General features: G+C 65.8%; 19 protein-coding genes. 15 read left to right on the forward strand and 4 right to left on the reverse strand.

Annotated elements, in window-relative coordinates:
• The first annotated feature begins 95 nt into the window (after window positions 1–95).
• Genes LOY37_RS05420 through gspN form a run of 12 tightly spaced genes read left to right on the forward strand, consistent with a single transcriptional unit; the run spans window position 96 to window position 10,736 of the window.
• Window positions 96–1,727, forward strand: coding sequence for a lipoprotein UxpA (locus LOY37_RS05420; protein ID WP_258716430.1), 1,632 nt, complete (start codon window positions 96–98; stop codon window positions 1,725–1,727).
• Window positions 1,724–2,149 carry a pilus assembly protein PilZ gene (locus tag LOY37_RS05425; RefSeq protein WP_093386916.1) on the forward strand — a complete coding sequence of 142 codons (426 nt, stop codon included), beginning with the start codon at window positions 1,724–1,726 and terminating at the stop codon, window positions 2,147–2,149. Before LOY37_RS05420 ends, LOY37_RS05425 begins: the two co-directional genes overlap by 4 nt.
• A gap of 3 nt (window positions 2,150–2,152) precedes the next feature.
• Window positions 2,153–4,105 carry a type II secretion system secretin GspD gene (gene gspD / locus LOY37_RS05430; protein WP_258716431.1) on the forward strand — a complete coding sequence of 651 codons (1,953 nt, stop codon included), beginning with the start codon at window positions 2,153–2,155 and terminating at the stop codon, window positions 4,103–4,105.
• Window positions 4,106–4,110: 5 nt separating this feature from the next.
• Window positions 4,111–5,559, forward strand: a complete 1,449-nt coding sequence (locus LOY37_RS05435) for a GspE/PulE family protein (RefSeq protein WP_258717175.1) — start codon at window positions 4,111–4,113, stop codon at window positions 5,557–5,559.
• 3 nt (window positions 5,560–5,562) lie between these two features.
• The gene (gspF, locus tag LOY37_RS05440) at window positions 5,563–6,765 is read left to right on the forward strand and encodes a type II secretion system inner membrane protein GspF (RefSeq protein WP_258716432.1); all 1,203 of its coding nucleotides are present in this window, start codon (window positions 5,563–5,565) and stop codon (window positions 6,763–6,765) included.
• Between the two features lie 14 nt (window positions 6,766–6,779).
• On the forward strand, window positions 6,780–7,214 hold the full coding sequence (gene gspG, locus LOY37_RS05445) for a type II secretion system major pseudopilin GspG (protein ID WP_258716433.1): 435 nt from the start codon (window positions 6,780–6,782) through the stop codon (window positions 7,212–7,214).
• 2 nt (window positions 7,215–7,216) lie between these two features.
• Window positions 7,217–7,651 carry a prepilin-type N-terminal cleavage/methylation domain-containing protein gene (locus LOY37_RS05450; protein WP_258716434.1) on the forward strand — a complete coding sequence of 145 codons (435 nt, stop codon included), beginning with the start codon at window positions 7,217–7,219 and terminating at the stop codon, window positions 7,649–7,651.
• Window positions 7,648–8,016 carry a type II secretion system protein GspI gene (locus LOY37_RS05455; RefSeq protein WP_258716435.1) on the forward strand — a complete coding sequence of 123 codons (369 nt, stop codon included), beginning with the start codon at window positions 7,648–7,650 and terminating at the stop codon, window positions 8,014–8,016. The genes LOY37_RS05450 and LOY37_RS05455 overlap by 4 nt, the downstream gene beginning before the upstream one ends.
• Window positions 8,013–8,600, forward strand: a complete 588-nt coding sequence (locus LOY37_RS05460; protein ID WP_093386896.1) for a prepilin-type N-terminal cleavage/methylation domain-containing protein — start codon at window positions 8,013–8,015, stop codon at window positions 8,598–8,600. The genes LOY37_RS05455 and LOY37_RS05460 overlap by 4 nt, the downstream gene beginning before the upstream one ends.
• Complete coding sequence (locus tag LOY37_RS05465; protein ID WP_258716436.1) at window positions 8,600–9,709, forward strand: type II secretion system protein GspL; 1,110 nt, start codon at window positions 8,600–8,602, stop codon at window positions 9,707–9,709. Before LOY37_RS05460 ends, LOY37_RS05465 begins: the two co-directional genes overlap by 1 nt.
• Window positions 9,706–10,092, forward strand: coding sequence for a type II secretion system protein GspM (gene gspM, locus LOY37_RS05470; protein WP_258716437.1), 387 nt, complete (start codon window positions 9,706–9,708; stop codon window positions 10,090–10,092). The genes LOY37_RS05465 and gspM overlap by 4 nt, the downstream gene beginning before the upstream one ends.
• Window positions 10,089–10,736, forward strand: a complete 648-nt coding sequence (gene gspN, locus LOY37_RS05475; RefSeq protein ID WP_258716438.1) for a type II secretion system protein N — start codon at window positions 10,089–10,091, stop codon at window positions 10,734–10,736. Before gspM ends, gspN begins: the two co-directional genes overlap by 4 nt.
• Window positions 10,737–10,749: 13 nt before the next feature.
• Here the strand turns inward: gspN and LOY37_RS05480 are convergent, their stop codons facing one another.
• From LOY37_RS05480 to LOY37_RS05495, 4 genes are all read right to left on the reverse strand, one after another.
• Entirely contained in the window at window positions 10,750–15,222 is a 4,473-nt protein-coding gene (locus LOY37_RS05480; protein ID WP_258716439.1) for a hemagglutinin repeat-containing protein, read from the reverse strand.
• A 28-nt stretch (window positions 15,223–15,250) separates the two neighbouring features.
• Window positions 15,251–16,948, reverse strand: a complete 1,698-nt coding sequence (locus LOY37_RS05485) for a ShlB/FhaC/HecB family hemolysin secretion/activation protein (protein ID WP_408980689.1) — start codon at window positions 16,946–16,948, stop codon at window positions 15,251–15,253.
• A 151-nt stretch (window positions 16,949–17,099) separates the two neighbouring features.
• The gene (locus LOY37_RS05490) at window positions 17,100–17,657 is read right to left on the reverse strand and encodes a murein L,D-transpeptidase family protein (RefSeq protein ID WP_045196533.1); all 558 of its coding nucleotides are present in this window, start codon (window positions 17,655–17,657) and stop codon (window positions 17,100–17,102) included.
• Window positions 17,658–17,678: 21 nt separating this feature from the next.
• Window positions 17,679–18,233: an NUDIX hydrolase gene (locus tag LOY37_RS05495; protein ID WP_045196535.1), complete on the reverse strand. Its 555-nt coding sequence runs from the start codon at window positions 18,231–18,233 to the stop codon at window positions 17,679–17,681.
• A 134-nt stretch (window positions 18,234–18,367) separates the two neighbouring features.
• Between LOY37_RS05495 and LOY37_RS05500 the strand changes: the two genes are divergently transcribed.
• Genes LOY37_RS05500 through LOY37_RS05510 form a run of 3 tightly spaced genes read left to right on the forward strand, consistent with a single transcriptional unit; the run spans window position 18,368 to window position 19,738 of the window.
• Complete coding sequence (locus LOY37_RS05500; RefSeq protein ID WP_010220257.1) at window positions 18,368–18,967, forward strand: CoA pyrophosphatase; 600 nt, start codon at window positions 18,368–18,370, stop codon at window positions 18,965–18,967.
• Between the two features lie 43 nt (window positions 18,968–19,010).
• Window positions 19,011–19,535, forward strand: coding sequence for a gamma carbonic anhydrase family protein (locus tag LOY37_RS05505; protein WP_045196537.1), 525 nt, complete (start codon window positions 19,011–19,013; stop codon window positions 19,533–19,535).
• On the forward strand, window positions 19,535–19,738 hold the full coding sequence (locus tag LOY37_RS05510) for a DUF1289 domain-containing protein (RefSeq protein ID WP_045196539.1): 204 nt from the start codon (window positions 19,535–19,537) through the stop codon (window positions 19,736–19,738). Before LOY37_RS05505 ends, LOY37_RS05510 begins: the two co-directional genes overlap by 1 nt.
• The last annotated feature ends 9 nt before the right edge of the window (window positions 19,739–19,747 follow it).

Raw genomic sequence — 19,747 nt, forward strand, 5'->3', positions numbered from 1 at the left:
TGGATGTCGATTAACTGCCATCAAACTGTAATCCAGGCGCCCCAATATCCCGGCCCGACAACCAACAAGCGCGAAGGCGACGGGACAGGCTGAACATGCACAGACGGGAAGTGTTGAACTGGATCGGCGTTGGCGCTGCGGCGCCGCTGCTCACGGCCTGCGCGGGCCTGGGCGGGACGTCGGCCGGCAACGACGCGGCGCTCGATGTGCTGTATTTCGCTGACACCCTCGATGCCCGCCAGGCCGGTAAACCGGTGGTCCCGGCCACGCGCCTGGGGCCGGTCACCCACCTCGGCCAGGCGCCCTGGATGACCGGCGCCAGCGCCCGCCAGACCCGCGCCGAACTCAACCCGCTGCTCGACGCCAGCCTCGCCGATGGTGTGCGCACCGGCGGCTACGCGGTGCTGGCGGCCTTGCTCGAGCAACTGCGCCAAGGCGCCGGGGCTGACAACTGCCTGACCCTGGAGAACGGTCAGGGCTGGAATGGCAGCGGCCTGGCCTACCTCACCCAGGGGGGTAGCGGTGTTGAAGGCAGCCAGTTGCTGGCCAGCGACGTGCGGGTCAGCAGCGATGAGCGGGTGCTGTGGTCGCAGCGTTGCACCGGCCTTTATCGGCAATATGGCAAGCCCGTGCTGGGCGCTGGCCTGGCTGTGGAGCAGGGCACCGCGCTGGGTGTTGCAGCCTTTACAGTGTTTCGTCGTGGTGGTGTGCGGGTCGCCGTGGTCGGCATCACCGACCCCTATGCCCAGGACCAGAAAGCCTCGCTCAAGCAGTGGTACCAGTCGCTGCTGCCGGCCTTCGAACAAGCCCGCGGGCAGGCAGACCTGGTGATCGCCCTGGCCGATGTCGGCACCGGCCCCGGCCTGTGGCTGGCCGAACGCCTGAGCGATGCCGACTTGCTGCTGTGCGCCCGTGGCCAGGACTTCTGGCCTGAGCCTGTGACCGTGCTGCAAGCCAGCGGCAAGCGCGTGCCGGTGCTGTTCGCTGGCAATCGTGCCAGTGGCGCCTTCCAGGTGCGCTGCCAGCGAAGCGCTGGGCAATGGCAATTCAGCGCGCATTTTCATCCGGCCTTCGAAAGCAGCCTTACCCCTGGGGCCCAGGCCCGCGCCGCGCAGATCCGTGGTGTGCTGGCGCAGCAACGCGCCGGTCACGCCGCCTGGCTCGATCAACCCCTGGCGCGCGCACCGCAGGCACTGTGGCGCCGTGATACCCGCGGTGGCAGTTGGGACCGCCTGCTGCACCTGGCCCTGGCCGCCGACAGCGGCTACCCGGTGTTGCTCCCAGGCCTGCGCTACGACAGCCCCCTGGCTGCCGGCCAGGCCATCACCCGCGAACACCTGATCAGCCTGACCGGCAGCTACCCGGCGCCGGTGGTCGAGGCGCCTGCGCGGCAAGTCGAGCAGGTGCTGGAAAACGCCGCCGAGCAGTTGTTCGGTGACCCGCTATTGCTCGACAACAGCCAGGACCTGCCGCGCTGGCTGGGCCAGCCCTGGCAGTTGAGCTACAGCCCGAGCGGCAAGCGCGTCTCGGGCTTCAGCGAAACCCAGGGGCAGTGCCGCACCTTCGGCCTGCAGTACGCCTCCAGCAGTGGCGAGCCGCTGTGGCAACGGGTCGAGGCCTGGCTGGCGCAGCAGCCGACCGACTGGCAATTGCCAGCGTTGCAATTGCCGCAGCTGCGCTATGTCCAGGGCCATCCCGGTTGGCATCCCCGTGAGTTGAGCGCGTGATCCGCGCCTCGCGCCTGTTCAGCGGCGCGCTGCTGACCCTGGCCGCCTGGCTTGCCGCCCAGTGTGTTTTGCAGCTCAGCCGCACGCCGCTGCCGGCGGTGGCCGATGTGCCGCAAGCAACGCCTTTACCGGGCCTGATGGTCGGCCACTGGCAGGCCCAGGCCGACAGCGGTGAGGTGCCGCTGACCCGTTTACCGCTGGAGTACCTGGGCGGCTTGCGGGCCGTGCCGCTCAGCGCCACGGTGGTGGTGCTGCGTTACGGCCAGGCTACGCGCAGCATGCGTCGTGGCCAGCGCCTGGCGCCGGGCATCGTGCTGGAGAGCATCGATGACCAGGGCCTGATTTTCGACAACCAGGGGCGGCGCGAACGCCTGCCCTGGCCGCCACGGCCTGCCGTGACCGGCTTCAAGCGCCAAGGATGAATGATGATCGCAAGACTCTGCCTGGCCAGCGTGCTGAGCCTGGGCCTCAACCTGGCCTGGGCCGAAGAGCCGGTAGCGCTGGATGACAACGAGACGCCGTTGTACGAAGTCAATTTCGTCGACACTGAACTGAGCGAGTTCATCGACAGCGTCTCGCAAATTACCGGCACCACCTTCATCGTCGACCCACGGGTCAAGGGCAAGGTCACCGTGCGCACGGTCGATCGCCACGACAGCGACGCGATCTACGACATCTTCCTGGCCCAGTTGCGCGCTCAGGGTTTCGCCGCCGTCGACCTGCCCAACGGCAGCGTCAAGATCGTCCCCGACCAGGCCGCACGGCTTGAGCCGGTGCCGGTGGAGACGGCGGGCAAATCGGCGCAAGGCAGCGACGGGGTCGCCACCCGCGTGTTCAATGTGCGCAACGCCGCCAGCGAGCAATTGCTGGGCATCCTCAAGCCGCTGATCGATCCCCGGGTCGGGGTGATCACCCCGTATCCTGCGGCCAACCTGCTGGTGATCACCGACTGGCGCAGCAACCTGGAACGCATCGACAGCCTGTTGCTGCAGCTCGACCAGGTCAGTGACGAGCCGATGCAGGTCATGCCGCTGCAGCATGCTAGCGCCAACGACACCAGCAAGTTGATCAGCCAGTTGCTGGCCCGCGAGCAGGGCGCCGACAGCGCCCAGGTGGTGGCCGACCCACGCAGCAATGCGCTGTTGGTGCGCGGCAGTGCCGACAGCCGCGAGCGGGTGCGCGCCTTGCTGGCGCAACTGGACCGCCCCGGCGATAACCTGCGCAGCTCCAACACCCAGGTGATCTACCTGCGCCACGCCAATGCCAGCGAAGTGGTCAAGGTGCTGCGCAGCCTCAGCCAGGACACCCTGCCAGCCGCCAACGGCGAGGGCGGCAAGGACGACAAGGCGCCGATGCCGGTAAGCAGCTCGGGGATTCGCCTGGAATATGAAGAGGGCACCAACGCCGTGGTCATGGTCGGCCCCGACAGCGAACTGGCGGCTTATCGCAACATCGTCGAGCAACTGGACGTGCGCCGCGCGCAGGTGGTGGTCGAGGCGATCATTGCCGAGGTCTCGGATTCACGCGCCGAAGAGCTGGGGGTGCAGTGGCTGTTCGCCGATGAGAAGTTCGGCGCCGGCACGGTCAACTTCGGCAGCAGCGGCCCGAGCATCGCCGCCATCGCCGGGGCTGCAGCGGGCAAGGACAACGCCGCGCTGGCCAAGCTGCTGTCAGGCACCAACGGCCTGACCGCAGGCTTTGGCAACTTCGGCGGCGGTTTCAACTTCGCCGTGCTGGTCAATGCGCTGAAGAGCAAAAGCGGCTTCAACCTGTTGTCGACGCCAACCCTGCTGACCCTGGACAACGCCGAAGCGTCGATCCTGGTCGGCCAGGAAGTGCCCTTCGTCACCGGCTCCGTGACCCAGGACAACACCAACCCGTACCAGACCATCGAGCGCAAGGAAGTCGGGGTCAAGCTGCGCATCAAGCCGCAGATCAACATCGACAACACCGTGCGCCTGGACATCGTCCAGGAGGTCTCGTCGATTGCCGACAACGCTTCGGCCAGCGACGTGATCACCAACAAGCGCGAGATCAAGACCAAGGTCATGGTCGAGGATAACGGCCTGGTGATCCTTGGCGGGCTGATCAGCGACGAGGTCACCTCGAGTAATCAGAAAGTGCCGTTGCTCGGTGATATTCCCTGGCTGGGGCGGCTGTTCAGTTCCTCCGGCCACCAGGGCGTGAAGCAGAACCTGATGGTGTTCATTCGCCCGCGGATCCTGCGCGACGGCCCGAGCCTGGCCAGCCTGAGCACCGAGAAATACCGCAACCTGCAGCAGGACACTGCCCTCAAGCTGCCGGCCATCAGCGATGACGGCAAGCTTCTGCAGGCCTTTCCGGCCAGCCGTCAGCGCCTGGACGAGGGTGTCTGGTGATGGAGTTGTTGCCCTATCGCCTGGCCCGCCAGGCCGGCCTTGCCGTGGCGCCTTTGGCGACGGGCTGGAGCCTGTGGCTGCGCAGCGATGCCGACAGCGACCAGTTGCAGGAACTGCTGCGCGTGCAGGGCCAGCCGGACGAAGTCTGCCACCTCGACAGCGCCAGTTTCGACAGCCGCCTGGGCCAGCTGTACCAGGCCGGCGAGGGTGCCACCGCCGCACTGATCGAAGGCATCGGCGAGCAGGTCGACCTCGACGGCCTGATGAGCGAAATGCCGCGCATCGAAGACCTGCTCGAAAGCGACGACGAAGCGCCGGTGATTCGCCTGATCAACGGCCTGTTTGCCCAGGCTTTGCGCCTGCAAGCCTCGGACATTCATATCGAGACCTTCGAGCAGAGCCTGGTGGTGCGCCTGCGCGTCGACGGCCACTTGCGTGAAGTGCTGCGCCCGCCACGCGCGCTGTCGGCGATGCTGGTGTCGCGGATCAAGGTCATGGCCCGCCTGGACATCGCCGAGAAACGCCAGCCTCAGGATGGGCGCATCACCCTGCGCGCAGCCGGGCGTGAGGTGGACGTGCGGGTCTCGACTCTGCCCGGTATCCACGGCGAGCGGGTGGTGATGCGTGTACTCGACAAGCAAGCCAGCCTGCTGGCGCTGGTCAACCTCGGCATGCCGGCAGCGGTGGAGCAGGGCTTGCGTGGCTGCCTGGCGCGGCCCAACGGTATCGTCCTGAGCACCGGGCCGACCGGTTCGGGCAAGACCACCACGCTGTACGCCAGCCTCAACAGCCTCAACGATGGCAGCCGCAACATCCTCACCGTCGAAGACCCGGTCGAATACGCCATCGCCGGCATCGGCCAGACCGCCATCAACCCCCGCGCCGGGCTGACCTTCGCCACCGGCCTGCGGGCGATCCTGCGCCAGGACCCGGACGTGATCATGCTCGGCGAAATCCGCGACCGCGAGACCGCGCAGATCGCCGTGCAAGCCAGCCTCACCGGCCACCTGGTGCTCTCGACCCTGCACACCAACAGCGCCGTGGGCGCGGTGACGCGCCTGCGTGACATGGGTATCGAGCCGTTTCTGATCGCCTCGTGCCTGCGCGGGGTCATGGCCCAGCGCCTGGTGCGGCGCCTGTGCAGCTGTGCGCGGCCGCAACCCTTGCAGGCGGCTGAGCGGCAGCTGTGGCCGGAGCTGGCGGAGCTGAGCGAAACCTTCCATGCCGTCGGTTGCGAGCAGTGCCAGGGCAGCGGCTATCGTGGCCGCCTCGGTCTGTACGAATTTATCGAGCTGGACGCCGGGCTGATCGCCCTGCTGTACGACGGCGCCAGCGAAGTGGCCATGCACGAGCATCTGGCCGGGCGCCGCCAGAGCCTTGCCGGCATGGCCAGCGAGTGCCTGCGTCGCGGCGATACCAGCCTCGCCGAAGTGCTGCGCGCAGTGCAGGGCTAACCCATGCCGACCTTTCGTTACCAAGCGGTCGACCTCAGCGGCCGGGCACGCAAGGCCAGCATCCAGGCCGACAGCGAGCGCCATGCCCGCCAGTTGTTGCGTGAGCAAGGGCTGTTCACCCGGCAGTTGCAACGCCACGATGCGACCACTCAACAGCCGCGCCGCCAGCGGGTCAACCGCGCCCAGTTGTGCGAGCTGACCCGGCAACTGGCGACCCTCACCGGCGCCGGCATTCCCTTGGTGGATGCCCTGGCGACCCTGGAGCGGCAACTGGTGGAACCAGCCCTGCGCAACCTGCTGGTGGCGGTGCGCGGATCGCTCGCCGAAGGCCTGAGCCTGGCCCGCAGCCTGGCGCGCCAGGGCGGGCTGTTCTGCGGTTTGTACTGCGCGCTGGTCGAGGCCGGCGAGCGTTCCGGGCGCCTGGCCCAGGTGCTGGAACGCCTGGCCGAGCACCTCGAACAGGTTCAACGTCAACAGCACAAGGCGCGCACGGCGCTGATCTACCCCTGCGTGTTAATGGGGGTGTCGCTGGCGGTGGTGGTTGGCCTGATGACTTTCGTGGTGCCCAAGCTTACCGAGCAGTTCGCTCACTCCGGGCAGAGCCTGCCGTGGATCACTTCGCTGCTGATCGGCATCAGCGACCTGCTGGTGTTGCTCGGGCCGTGGTTGCTGCTCGGCGCGGTGTTGGCCTCGGTGCTCGGTGCCTGGCTGTTGCGCCGCCCGCACTGGCGATTGCGCCGCGATGACTTGCTGCTGCGCCTGCCGCGGATCGGCAACTTGCTGGCGGTGCTGGAGAGCGCGCGCCTGTCGCGCAGCCTGGCGATTCTATGCGGCAGCGGCGTACCGCTGCTCGAAGCCTTGCAAGTGGCCACCGCCACGGTCAACAACCGGCGCATCCACCTGGCGTTGCAACGGGTCAGCAGCGATGTGCAGGGCGGGGTCAGCCTGCACCGGGCGCTGGATGCCAGCGGCCACTTCCCGCCGTTACTGCTGAACATGGTCGCCAGTGGCGAAGCCAGCGGCACCTTGCCAGACATGCTCGAACGGGTCGCCGACAACCAGGAGCGTGGCTTCGCCCGCCAGGTCGACAGCGCCATGGCCTTGTTCGAGCCGCTGATGATCCTGGTGATGGGCGCGGTGGTGCTGTTCATCGTCCTCGCCGTGCTGTTGCCGATCATGCAGCTCAACCAGGGCCTGACACTTTGAAAAGGAGCAAGACCATGCACAGCCCACGCGCGCGTCAGCGCGGTTTTACCCTGATGGAAATCATGGTGGTGATCTTCATCATCGGCCTGTTGATCGCCGTGGTCGCCCCAAGCGTGCTCGGCAGCCAGGACAAGGCCATGAAGCAGAAGGTCATGGCCGACCTGTCGACCCTGGAGCAGGCGCTGGACATGTACCGTCTCGACAACCTGCGTTTCCCTTCGGCCGAGCAGGGCCTGGCGGCGCTGGTCAGCAAACCGGCGGCAGAGCCGCTGCCACGCGCCTGGCGCGCCGACGGTTACATCCGCCGCCTGCCGCAGGACCCCTGGGGCACTGCCTATCAGTACCGCGCCCCCGGCCAGCACGGGCGCATCGATATCTACTCGTTGGGCGCCGATGGCGTCGAGGGCGGCGAAGGTATCGATGCCGACCTGGGTAACTGGAACCTTTAAGGATGCGCAACGAGCGTGGTTTTACCCTGCTGGAGATGCTTGTGGTGCTGCTGATCGCCGGGCTGATGAGCACCTTGAGCATTGCCTGGCTCGACAGCGGCAAGGCGCCGGTGCAGCAGGCCCTTGAGCGCCTGGCCGGAGCCAGCCGCCAGCAGGCTGAGCTGGCGCTACACGGGGGGGAGATTCGCGGCTTGCGCTGGAATGGCAGCCACCCCGAATTTGTCCGCCGGGTCGCCGAGCGCTGGCAGGTCGAGCCCGTCGATTTCGCTGACTGGCCGGCAACGCTGCAAGCCGACTGGCCTGCCAGCCGCGAGCCACGCCTGGTGTTCACGCCCTCCGGGCTTGCCCGCAGCGCCACCTTGAACTGGCATTGGCCCGAAGGCACCCAGCGTTGGCAATGGAGCAGCGCCGGCCAATTGCACAGGGCGCCACTGTGAAGCGCGCACAGCGCGGCTTCACCCTGCTTGAGGTGACCGTGGCCCTGGGGATTGCCGCCGCCCTGGCAATCATGACCAGCCAGGTGTTGCGCCAGCGTCTGGCGGTGCAGCAGAGCGTGCAGCACCACCGCCTGGGGGTGTTCTGCGCGCGCGAGCTGCAGGCGCGGTTTGCCGTCGAGCGGTTCTGGCCGCTGCAAAGCAGCGCCGCCGGGCAATTGCAGCAAAGCGATGACCAGTGTCACTGGCAACTGCAGTTGACCTCGACCGGCGTGCGCAACCTGCGCCGAGGGCAATTGCACCTGTTTGCCGACCGAGACGGACGCGATCCGCTCGGCCAGTACCGTATCTTTCTGGTGCGCCCATGAAGCGCCGCCAGCAGGGCCTGACCTTGCTTGAACTGCTGGTGGCCCTGGCCCTGACCGCGGTGCTGGGGATCTTGCTGGCGGCGCTGGTCAATGCCTGGGCCGGTATGCGCGAGCGCTTGCAGCAACCTGCCCCGGGCTCGCCGGTGCTGGATTTCTGCCTGGCCCTGGAGCGGCGTTTCGACTCCACGGTGTTGCGCCAGCTCTATGAGCAACGTCTGCCCCTGGCGATCAACTGGCTCGACTGGCAACCCGCCACCCTGCAGTTGCAATGGGTGGCGCGCAGTGCCTGGCCGCAAGCCGAGGGCGGCTCGCGCCTGCAGCGTCAGCGCCTGAGCTACGACACACGCGGGCAACGCCTGCTGCTGGAAACCTCGTCCGACCTGTATGCGGTGGGTAAGCCTCAATGGCGTCAACGTGAACAGCTCGATCAGGTCACGGCGCCAAGCTTTGCGTTTTTTCAATCGGGCCGCTGGCTGGCCTTTCCTTCTGCCGAGCGGTCCGCCCCGGATCGCGGTGTGCGCCTTGAGTTCAAGCGTGATGGAGCACCTTATGTCTGTACCTTCGCCCTGCCGGAGGCACCCTGATGAAATGGCTTGAACGCTGGCAAACGCCACGCGAAAGCAACTGGTTGCTGCTGCGTCCTGGTGTGGGGCAAGCGCCCTGGAGCTGGTTGCGCCTGGCCGACGGCAGGCGCGAAGCCGGCGAGGGCGAACCGCCCAGCCCGGACGGCGCGTGTGTGGCGCTGATTCTGCCCGGTAACCACTGCAGCCATAGCCAGCTTGCGGCGCCGCCGGGGCTCAAGCGTGATGAGTGGCCTTTGCTGCTTGAAGAGCGTTTGCTGCAACCGGCCGAATCGATCCGTTGTGGCTGTGTTTCACGTCAGGGCAATCAACTGGAGCTGGTCAGCGTCGATCAGGCTTTGCTCGAACAATGGTTGGGCCAGTGCGCCGACTGGGGCTTGAGCGTCGAGCGCTGCTGGGCCGAGTTTCAGTTGCTGGCAGACACTCCAGCGGGTACCGCCCTGTGCTGGCAGCGCAGCCCGGACCTGCTGTTGCTCAAGGGGGTAACCGAACTCTCACGCCAGCATTGGCTGGCCTGGCCGACGCTGCTTGGATCGAACTTGCCGGCTCCCTGGCCAAGCCTGCAACCCGAAATGTTTGAAGGGGCCTGGCCAGCGCGGTTGGCCGCGTTGGAGCCTTTGCCCAGCCTGTTTGCTCTGCACCCGGCGCGGCAGATGCGGCTGCGCGTTGCCATGGCCCCCGGGCAATGGCGCCTGATGGCCGCCTGCGCGCTGTTGGGGCTGGTCTGCAGCGGCCTGTGGCTGGCCCAGCAATGGCGCCAGAACGAGGTCTACAAGGCGCAAGTGGTGGCGGTCACCGGGCCGGTCACTTCATCTCGCCAGGCAGCCCAGCTCCTCAAGCGTCAGCGCCAGGCCGAGGCGGATCGCCACTTGCGCCTGCGTCAGATCGAGCAGTTGCAGATGGCGGTGCAGCAATGGTTGCAGGCACAACCCGGTTGGCACGTCAGCGCCAGTGGCTTCGATGGACAACGCTGGACCCTGCGCCTGCGTGGCGACCAGGCACCCGAGGCGGCAACCTGGCAGGCCATCGCCCGGCAGGTCGGTGTGCCGGTGGCAGTGGAGGCTGGCGAAGATCAACTGCAACTGGTGTTCGACCTGGGAGCTGTCTCATGAGTGCATGGCTGCAGCGCCGCTGGTTGATGCCGGCAGCCTGGGTGATGGTAGGCGTATTGCTTGTCACCTTGATCGTTCGTGAAGGCACGGCGCGCTTGCAGGACGCACGGCAGTGGCAAGCCCTGGCCCGCTCGGCGGCCAGCCTGCAGGTGCAGACGCGTTTCAGTGCCGAGCAACTGCAGCAATCGGCGCAGGCACACAGCATCGTCCTCAATGAAGTGCTGGTAGAAAACCACAGTTGGCAGATCAAGGGCCGTGCCGCCGATGAGCAAGGTGTGCAGCGCTGGCTACTGGCTGTACAGCGCGAAGGCGTGCGCCCGCTGCGCTGGTCGCTGGAGCAGGGCGAGTCAGGTATGAGCTTCGAGCTGGAGTTGCAACAATGAAGCGCGCGGGCGGGTTCGCCCTGGTGTTCGTGTTGAGCCTGTTGGCCGCTTTGCCGGCGAACTGGCTGCTCGTACCCGTTGCCGCCGAAGGCGTCTCCGGCAGCCTCTGGCAAGGCCAGGCGCAACGGCTGGGGCAGGTGGGGCCGGTCGCTTGGCACTGGCAGCCCTGGCGTCTGCAGGCCCAGGTCGAGCTTGGGTTCCAGGGGCAAAGCTGGCAGGTACAGGTCGCTGGCTGGCCGTGGAACTGGCGGGCGGCAGTAGTGCCAATGCAGCCTACACTCACGACGCCTTCGTCCTATCGGCTGACGGGTGAGTGGAGCGGACGGATCGACGTGCAGGGTAGCGGTCGACAGTGCCGAGGCAGCCAGGGCGAGATCAGCGTCGACGGTCTGGCCATGGACGCGCCCTGGTCGCTGCCCCTCGGCGCGGGCCAGGTGCGCATTGATTGCTCGGCAGGCATGCATCTGCTGGCGCGGTTGCAGTTGCAGGGGCAGCATCAGGCCGAGCTGGATGCCGACCTGCTCGCCCGGCGCGCGAAGCTGCAGGGCGAGATGACACCGGGTACCGCCCTGTACCCGGTGTTGCTGGCGGCCGGCTGGCTCAAGGCGGATGCAACCGGCATCAGGCGCACCCTCAAGTGGTGACCGGCAGGCGGCCTCAGCGCGGCTTGCTGCCCTCCGTTATGCTCGAGGCCAGACTGGTGCTGCGGTCATGCCCGCTGGTGCGCAGGAAACCGAGGTCTAACGGCTTTTCTCCTGCGTTGCTGTTGGCGCCGGAGCCGTAGACATCGATCAGGCCGCTGACCAGGTCGACCGGTGCGTTCGAGGCGTTGATGCCCACCTGGCGATAGTAATCGCGCCCCTGCACGTTCTGCTCGGTGACGGCGGCACCGCCCAATTGCACCTTGCCCTTGTTCGCTTGCAGGCTGGCGCCGGAGAGGCGCACGGCGCCGCCGACCTCAAGGTCGATGCCGTCGCGGCCGTTGAGCGCGCTCTGGCTGGCGACGGTGTCGCGCTGGGTGTGCTCGACCTTGAGGGTGAAGGTGGGTGAGGTCTTCGGGTCGACTTTCTGCAACGCGCCGCCGACCGGTTTACCGACCTTGTCAGCCAGCGGGCCGGCCACCGCGTTGGCGGCGTTGATATAGCCCTGTGGGTTCTTTTCCTGGCTCAAGCGCGCATCCACCTGCACGTTCAACTGATTGACCCGGTCCTGGCGGCTGGCGACGTGCAGGTCGCCGCCGACCTGGCCGTCGATGCGCCCGGCATCCAGGCGCACACCGTCAAGGCGCGTGTCGCTCAGGCTGGCCAGGCTGATCTGGCCGGCGCGCCATTGGCTGTTGGCGAAGGTGAGATTGTCGGCGTTGTCGATGTTCACCTGCCCGCGGGCATACAGCCCGCGTTTGGCCTCTTTCGCGGTCGCCCCTGGCGCGGCGTTAAGGCCGGCACCGGCGGTGATGTCGAGGTTGTTGCGCCGTTCGCTGCTGCCTGCGGCCTCGATCAGCACGCCGCCTTCGCTGGCGCTGATGGCGACCCGGTTTGCCGTGGCCTTGACGCCTTGCAGCGTCAGCGCATCGTCCTGACTGGCGGTGCTGCTCAACAGCAGTTGCTCCCTGGCAAACCAGTTGGCCCCGCTGGCCGTGGTACTGGCTTCATCGACCCGGCCCGTGCCGAAGTGGCCACCCAGGCCAGCGCCTTTGCCATTGCTGGTGCTTTTACCGAGCAATTCCAGGCCGCCGCCGATGTTGCTGCCTTGAGCCTTGTGGGTATCAGTGGCAGCGCTGACTTTCAGCGCACCTGCGCTTTGCAGCTCGATATCGGCGACCTTGGCCGCGCTGCTGCCGATGCGCCCACCCACAAGCTCGAGGGCACCACCGGCCTGCAGTTGCACTTTGCCTTTGGCGTCTATCTCTACCACGCGGGCCTGGGTATCGAGACTGTCCAGTTTGCTCTGGTCAAGGTAGCCGCGAAACTCCAGGGCACTGCCCGCCGGTGCGTTGCCTGCCTTGAACCAGCCGTTGCCGTCGAGTTTGTTCAACTGTTGGCGCTGTTGATCGTTGGCCTGGGCAAGGCTCAGGTCACCCTTGGCCGTTATTTCAAGCGAGCCGTCGCCGGCATTGAAGCGCGTGCCTTCGTACAGGCCATCACTGCCCAGTTGCACCTGGATGCCGGTTTGCCCATAGAGGCTGCCAGGGCGTGCGGTTTGCGTGCTGTTGTCGGTCAGCAGCGAGCCACCCTTGCCGGAAAGACGCAGGTTGATATCGCTGCCGGTGCTGGTTTCGACGCGCACCGCAGCGTCCACATCCAGGCGCTCAACACGTGTGCTGGTGCTGTCCTGGGCGGCGACGAAGCGGTGGTTTTGCGTCTGGATCGACAAAGGCCCCTGGCTGGCCCGGTACTGGGTGCCGGCATCGTCGAGGCTGCCGGCCTTGAGGTTGATACGCTGGCCCGTGAGTTCGGTGACCTGCGCGGTGCTGCTGCGCGTGGTTTGCTCGCGATTGAGGTGTTTGAACTCAAGATCAGCGCCCAGCGTTGGCGGGGCCAGGGCGTCTTCGATTGATGCCTGCTGGAAGCGACTGGCTTCTTTACCGGTGACCAGGTTCTCCACCGGGCGGGTCAGGTCCTTGTACACCAGGCTGGCGCCGAGGCTGGCTTGCCAGTGGGTCTGGGTCTGTTTTGATTCGCGGGTATCGTCGACGGCGCGATTGTCCACGCTGCCGGCCTGCAGCTCCAGCGACCGGCCAGCTGTCAGGCGGGCAGCCTCGTTGACCAGCGTGTCGGCAGTCACGCGCAGATCGCCAGTGGCGCTCAGGCTGCTGCGTTGCGCCTGGCTTGCGCGTTCATCGACCTCCTGGCGCCTGTAGTAGCCTTCGAAGGCGCTGCCAACAGCATCGATGCCGCCACTGACCCGCAGGCCGCCGCCACTTTCGCCGGTGGTGGTCTGCTGCGACTGTAGCTCGCGAGCTGCGCTTACGGTGACAGTGCGACCATCCAACTGAAGGTCACCGGCGAGCGCCTCAATGCTGGAGCCCGTGATGTCGATGGCTTTAGCACTTTCGAGTGCAACGCCTGCGCCCTTGAGCTCGCTGACAACCTGCTTGAGGTGGGATGCCTGCGTGTCGGTGTTGACCACGGCGTAACCCACCGAAGCCGTGTACTGGTGCGAGTCGGGCTTGCCGTCGATGGCGTCCTGGGTCTGGCTGGCGCTGGCAGTGAAGCCCTGTTGCTGCTTTTGTTCGCTGAGGGTCTGCAGTTGCTCGGCGCTGCGCACATCGATGGCGTTTTGCGCCTGCAGGTGCAATTGCTTGCCGGCCTGAAGCCTTGAACCGATCACCTGCAGGTCATCGGCGCTGGCCAGGCGCAGGTTGCTTGCAGAGGCCAGGTCGCTGCTTAGCACTTGCTGACGGTGTTCCTGGCGCTGGCTGTTTTCGGCGATCAGGCCGAACAGTTTGCTGTCGCTCTCGCGTTGCTCGACGCTGGACTCATTGTGTGTCGCTTCGACCGACAACCGGGCTTTTTCACTGAGCAACAGTGCATCGCCTTTGGCTTGCACCTTTGAGCCTTTGATTTGCACCTGGTCAGCCACCACGGTCAATGCACCTTCAGCTTGAAGGTTACTGGCGCTACCCTGTTGGCCCTTGGCTTCGGTCTGGCCGTTCTTGCCGAAGAAGCTGCCGGAGACCAGGTCGCCACTGTAGTTGCGGGTGTTTTCGTCGTTGCTCAGTGCGATGCTGGCGACCTCCAGCTTGCCGGCCTTAAGGTTCATGTCGCCGGCGCTGCTCAGGGCGCTGCCCAGTATCTGCGTGTTGCCTTTGGACGCCAGGGAAACCTGCTGGCCGGACAGAACACTGGCCTTGGCGCTTTCCTGGTAGCTGCTGCTGTCCTTGTCACCGCGCCACAGGTGTTTGCGGTGGCGGATTTTTTCATCGACCTGCAGGCTGTCGACGCCGGCGCTGATGGTCAGGTTCTGGCCCGCCTTGACCGACAGGTCGCCACCGGCCTCAACGCGGGCGGCGACCATGCGCAGGTCGCCGCCCGCCTGCAGGTTGATGTCCTGGCTGGCCTTGATCTGGCTGCCGACCTGTTGGCGCTCGGTGCGGGTGCTTTCGCGCTCGTAGGTTTCGGTGGTGATGAGCCCCCACTTTTCTTTGCGGTTCTGCTGTTCGCGGCTGATGTTTTCCCGCGCTTGGGCATCGAGGGTGAGGTTCTTGCCGGCCTTGATGTTTACCTGTTGCGCCTGGGCGCGTACGGCGCTGATCTCCAGGGTGCCGGCAGCGTCTATGGCGATCCCGTCGCGGGCTTGCAACTGGCTGCTGGCCATGCGCACACCGGCGCCCGCCGCGGTGCTGAGGATACGGATGCGCCCGGCTTGCATGGCGCCAAACAGGCTGGCATCGATACTGCCAGCCGGCGCCACCAGGTGCTCGATGACCTGGCCGTCGGTGGTGTCGATGCGGTTGCGCCCGACCACCAGGCTCAAGTCGTCGCGCGCCGCGAGCGCGCCGCGGCTGTCGATGCGTGGGGCGATCAGTTCGAGAGCTCCGTAGTGGTTGCTCTGGCCGGCGCCGAGGACCTCCAGGGTGCCGCTGGCGGTACGGGTATCGAGGTACTTGAGGCGCTGGTCTTCAAGCTCGACCGTACCGACCAGAAAGCCTGCACGGGTGGTATTGATGAAGCTGCCACCGTTGAGGGTGATGCCATTGGGGTTGGCCAGGATGTAGTCGGCCGGGCGACCGAAGATTTCCTGTGGGCCGGCAATGCGCGAGGCGTTGCGGCTGATCACTTCATTGAGAATGGTCGAGGCGGCCTGGCCCTGAAACTGCGGGTTGGCGGCCAGGGCGCCGGCCAGTTGCGATTGCCCGGCCTGCAGGGCGTTGTTCAACACCAACCCGGATTTGTTGACGTTGTAATCGAGAAACTGGTTGTGCGACAGGCCACTGGCGTTGGGCGCGACAATATCGATCACCGGTACACCGTGCCGATCGGTGATCAGCGGCGTTCCGGCAACCCCGGCTGCCGCTTGCAGGCCGTTGGCGGCAAGGCCAATGCCCGGGCTCATCAGGCTCAGGGCGATTATCCAGCGCAGGCGATTGAGCCTGCGCCGTTGTACAGCGGGGGAGGGCGTCTTGGGCATCACGGTCTTCTCTTTTTTGTTGTGGACTTCAGATGTTCAGTACCCACTCCAGCAGCCAGTAGCCGGGCTCCAGGTCCTGGCGGCGGGTGTTGCTGGCGTGCAGCGCGCGTTGGTAGTCAAGCTTGAGCAGGCTGTCGGGCAGGTTCAGTTCAAGGCCGGCATGGGCGCCGGCCAAGCGCTGTGCGGCGCGGCCGTGGTCGAATTTGCTCCAGCCCAGGTCCAGGCCCAGTTGCGGGCGAATCACTAGCCCGGCGGGCAGGTTCAGGGCCAACGGCTGGCTCAGGGTGTTGCGCCACGCGGCGCCGCTAGCACCAGCCGCCACCTGTTGGCGAAAGCCGCGCACGGCACTGTTGTCGCTGAGCAGCAATTGCTCGACTGCTGGCAGAGCGTCGGCGCTGTACTGCAGGTTCAGTTCGCTCTGCCAACGCCAGGGCCAGGCCGGGTCACGGCCCTGGCGCAGGTGCAGGGCGCTTGCGCGGTACTTGCGAAACTGTGGCTGCGGCGCGTTGCTGGCCAGCGGCGCAGTATCGGCGCCAAACCATTCCAGGCCTTGGGCAATGCCCAGGTAGGCACTCCACAGGTTGGCGTCGAGCCACAGCAGGTTCAGGCCTGCTTCCAGGCTGGTAAGGGTCGGGCTTTGCACGTGCAGGCGTTGCCCGGCCAGGCGGTTGTCCAGGCGCTTCTGGTCCAGGCGCAGGCTGGCGCTGAGCAGCCCGTGCTGGTTGCGCCACAGGTTGCGTTCAAGGCTCAGGCCGTAGAACCCGCTCTGGCCACTGCTGCGCTCGCGCCGGCCCGGCAGTTGCGCCTGGTACTGCAGCTGGTTGAGGTTGAGCGCGTAGGTCCAGGGGCCGTAGGGGATGCTGTAGTACAGGCCGTAGCCGCGGCTGTAACTGGCGCCGGAACCGAGCGACGAGGTAAGCGACAGCTGGCTGTAGTCATTGAGTTGCAACGGGCTGTCCAGGGTCAGGCTGGCGCCGACACGCTCGCGCCCGGTCAGCTCGCTGCCGCGGTTGTCGAAGCTGCTGCCCAGGCGCCAGCGCGGGTTGATCTGCCGCGGCGTGATGAGGATGCGGGTGCCGCCTTGCAGCTCGCCGGGCAGCAGGTCGGCGCCCAGGTCGAAGGCTCGCAGCCGGTTCAACTGGTCCATGCCCTGTTCCAGTTCGCTCAGGCGCAAGGGCTGGCCGAGCAGGGTCGGGAATGCGCTGTGCAGTGACAGCGGCAAGTCGGGGTCGGCCAGCTCGATCGACTCGACAAAGCCCTCGACGATCTCGATGTCCAGAGTTGCGCCTGCTTGCGGCGGCTGGCTCAGGTAGGGGCGGCTGGTCAGGTAGCCGGCTTGCACATACTGCTCGGTGATGGTTTTGAGGATCAGGTTGATCCGTGCCACGTCCATGCATGGCGTCAGCAGCGGTCGCACGCTGGCTGCCAGTTCTGCCGAGCCGATTTGCCGGTTGCCAGCCAGGCGCACGCCGTTCAGCGGCCAGCAGGGCGAGGCCTCGGTGGCGGCTGGTGCTTGGCTGGCCGGTTCGGCCAATTCATCGCTACGTTGCAGCTTGCGCAGGCGTTGACGTTGCTCGAGTTGTTCCAGTTGCAGACGCTGGTCGCGTAGCGGCTGAATGCCCAGGTGTTCATGAGCACTGGCGGGACGCACCATCAACAGCACAACAAAGAGGGCCGAAGGCCGGATGACAAGGCGTGCAGCGACAATGCTGAGTGAACAGGGCATGCAGTAGCGTCCAGGTGGTATCCAGATGCGTGGATTTTATGGACGCTACTATTCGAATGGATGCGCTACCGAGCCGGTAGACGAGTAGGGCCGAAGCCTGAGTTGCGAAGGAAGCTTCCGACGTGCTTGCCGGAAGCGCCTTAAGGGGCGATCAGGGGCGGATCTCGATCATGGTGCCGTCCGGGACCATGTTCCACACTTCACGCATGTCGCGGTTGGTCATGGCGATGCAGCCTTCGGTCCAGTCGAGGGTGTGGAAGACTTCTTCCGGGTATTCCTCGCTCAGCGGCGTGCCGTGGATCATGATCATCCCGCCCGGCGGAACGCCTTCACGACGGGCGCGAGCGGCGTCGGTGATATTCGGGTAGGACACGTGCATGGCCAGGTTGTAGCGGTCGCTCTGCTTGCGCCAGTCGATCCAGTAGAAGCCTTCGGGGGTGCGCTTGTCGCCTTCGCGCAGCTTGGCGCCCTTGGGTTGCTTGCCCAGGGAGATGCGGTAGGTTTTCAGCGGCGTGCCGGCGCTGATCAGCTGTAAACGACGTTCGGACTTGATCACCAGGATCTTGTCGATCAGCGCAGGCTTGGGCGCTTGCGGTTGCAGTGGCGAAGGCGCGGTCTGGTCGACCGGCCGGGTGATGATGGTTTCGGTGAAACCCGCCTGGGACATCGAAGCCACACTGAGGCAGAAAAGGGCAAGCAACCAGCGCATGAAACGATATCCCTGAAAAAGCTAGGTGTTGGGTGACGAGACGAGCATGGGTGACAGGCATTCATTGCCGATCGGGAAGCGCTGCTCGATGCGGTCACGATAATAGCATTCTAGGGTACGACTGACGGTGCGGAAAGCCAGCTCGTCCCACGGGATTTCACTTTCGTCGAAAAGCCGCACTTCCAGGCTCTCGACGCCGACGGCAAAGTCCAGGTCGGCAAGCTCGGCGCGAAAGAACACGTGCACCTGGTTGATGTGCGGCAGGTCGAACAGTTGGTAGAGGCTCATGCCGCCTACGCGGGCGCAGGCTTCTTCATCGGTTTCCCGGCGCGCGGCCTGTTCGATGGTTTCGCCGTTCTCCATGAACCCGGCGGGCAAGGTCCAGTAGCCCCGGCGCGGTTCGATGGCGCGGCGGCACAACAGCACCCGGCTGCCCCAGGTCGGCAGCACCCCGGCGACGATGTTGGGGTTCTGGTAATGAATGGTCTGGCAGTGATCGCAGACATAGCGCAGGCGGGTATCGCCCTCGGGAATACGCTGAATCACCTGATTGCCGCACGCACTGCAGAATTTCATGCTTTTATTCCTGTTAGGTGCGCCTATCTTGGCGCCACTGTCCCTGCGGCCGCAAGCCGGATCGTCGCCGGGACTTGGGCGGCCCGCGGCTTTGGTGCATCATGCACGACAGGCTTTGGAATCGAGAGAGAGCAATGCTGGACGAGCTACTTCGCCGCGTGAGCAGTCATACGCCGAGTACCCTGGAGACGGACCGACGTTTTCCCGAGGCCGCTGTGTTATTGCCCATCACCCGCAGCGAAGAGCCGGAGCTGGTGTTGACCCTGCGCGCCAAGGGCTTGTCGACCCACGGCGGCGAAGTGGCCTTCCCCGGTGGTCGCCGCGATCCGGAAGACCCCGACCTGATCTTCACCGCCCTGCGTGAAGCCGAAGAAGAAATCGGCCTGCCGCCGGGCCTGGTGGAGATCATCGGCCCGTTGAGCCCGCTGATCTCGCTGCATGGGCTGAAAGTAACGCCTTTCGTCGGCCTGATTCCGGATTTCGTCGAGTACCAGGCCAATGACGCCGAGATCGCTGCGGTGTTCACCGTGCCGCTGGAGTTCTTTCGCCAGGACCCGCGTGACCATACCCACCGTATCGATTATCAGGGCCGCAGTTGGTACGTGCCCAGCTACCGCTATGGCGAGTACAAGATCTGGGGGCTGTCGGCGATCATGATCGTCGAGCTGGTCAACTTGCTTTACGATGCCAACATCAGCCTGCATCAGCCGCCTGAACGCTTTACCCCCATTTGAGCGGGACCACCCGCCAGCCACGCCGCACCGTGAGGATCCACGCATGAAATACCGTCTGGGCGACCTGCGGGTCGAAACCCATCCGCGCAGCTGGGTTGCGCCGACTGCCACGCTGATCGGCAAGGTGCGCCTGCAGGCCGGCGCCAACGTCTGGTTCGGCGCGGTGTTGCGCGGCGATAACGAGCTGATCGACATTGGCGAGAACAGCAACGTCCAGGACGGCACGGTGATGCACACCGACATGGGCTCGCCGCTGACCCTGGGCAAGGGCGTGACCGTCGGCCACAACGCCATGCTTCACGGCTGCACGGTCGGCGACCATAGCCTGGTCGGCATCAACGCGGTGATCCTCAACGGTGCGCGGATCGGCAAGTACTGCATCATTGGCGCCAACGCGCTGATCCCCGAAGGCAAGGAAATACCTGACGGCTCGCTGGTGATGGGCTCGCCGGGCAAGGTGGTGCGCGAACTGACCGAGGCGCAAAAGAAGATGCTTGAAGCCAGTGCCGCCCACTACGTGCACAACGCCGAGCGTTATGCCCGCGACCTGGCCCCACAGGAGGATTGATGAGCACGCCTGAACGCCCGGTGGCCTCGCCCTGCGTGCAGATCTGCGCGCTGGATGACGCCGATATCTGCACCGGCTGCCAGCGCAGCGCCGCTGAAATCACCCGCTGGGGGCGGATGGACAACAGCGAGCGGCGCCAGGTGCTCAAACTGTGCCACGAGCGCGCGGTCGCGGCCGGGCTGATCTTCAGCGTCGGCGCATGATCCGCCGCT

Source organism: Pseudomonas sp. B21-012 (genome assembly GCF_024749305.1).
Taxonomy (GTDB): domain Bacteria; phylum Pseudomonadota; class Gammaproteobacteria; order Pseudomonadales; family Pseudomonadaceae; genus Aquipseudomonas.

Excerpts from the sequence above, each read along its gene's own strand:
- gspM (WP_258716437.1), top strand. The coding sequence starts at position 9,706 with ATGAGTGCATGGCTGCAGCGCCGCTGGTTGATGCCGGCAGCCTGGGTG.
- LOY37_RS05510 (WP_045196539.1), top strand. The coding sequence starts at position 19,535 with ATGAGCACGCCTGAACGCCCGGTGGCCTCGCCCTGCGTGCAGATCTGC.
- LOY37_RS05460 (WP_093386896.1), top strand. The coding sequence starts at position 8,013 with ATGAAGCGCCGCCAGCAGGGCCTGACCTTGCTTGAACTGCTGGTGGCC.
- gspF (WP_258716432.1), top strand. The coding sequence starts at position 5,563 with ATGCCGACCTTTCGTTACCAAGCGGTCGACCTCAGCGGCCGGGCACGC.
- gspD (WP_258716431.1), top strand. The coding sequence starts at position 2,153 with ATGATCGCAAGACTCTGCCTGGCCAGCGTGCTGAGCCTGGGCCTCAAC.
- LOY37_RS05485 (WP_408980689.1), bottom strand. The coding sequence starts at position 16,948 with ATGCCCTGTTCACTCAGCATTGTCGCTGCACGCCTTGTCATCCGGCCT.
- gspN (WP_258716438.1), top strand. The coding sequence starts at position 10,089 with ATGAAGCGCGCGGGCGGGTTCGCCCTGGTGTTCGTGTTGAGCCTGTTG.
- LOY37_RS05420 (WP_258716430.1), top strand. The coding sequence starts at position 96 with ATGCACAGACGGGAAGTGTTGAACTGGATCGGCGTTGGCGCTGCGGCG.
- LOY37_RS05450 (WP_258716434.1), top strand. The coding sequence starts at position 7,217 with ATGCGCAACGAGCGTGGTTTTACCCTGCTGGAGATGCTTGTGGTGCTG.
- LOY37_RS05465 (WP_258716436.1), top strand. The coding sequence starts at position 8,600 with ATGAAATGGCTTGAACGCTGGCAAACGCCACGCGAAAGCAACTGGTTG.
- LOY37_RS05500 (WP_010220257.1), top strand. The coding sequence starts at position 18,368 with ATGCTGGACGAGCTACTTCGCCGCGTGAGCAGTCATACGCCGAGTACC.
- LOY37_RS05490 (WP_045196533.1), bottom strand. The coding sequence starts at position 17,657 with ATGCGCTGGTTGCTTGCCCTTTTCTGCCTCAGTGTGGCTTCGATGTCC.
- LOY37_RS05505 (WP_045196537.1), top strand. The coding sequence starts at position 19,011 with ATGAAATACCGTCTGGGCGACCTGCGGGTCGAAACCCATCCGCGCAGC.
- LOY37_RS05495 (WP_045196535.1), bottom strand. The coding sequence starts at position 18,233 with ATGAAATTCTGCAGTGCGTGCGGCAATCAGGTGATTCAGCGTATTCCC.
- gspG (WP_258716433.1), top strand. The coding sequence starts at position 6,780 with ATGCACAGCCCACGCGCGCGTCAGCGCGGTTTTACCCTGATGGAAATC.
- LOY37_RS05480 (WP_258716439.1), bottom strand. The coding sequence starts at position 15,222 with ATGCCCAAGACGCCCTCCCCCGCTGTACAACGGCGCAGGCTCAATCGC.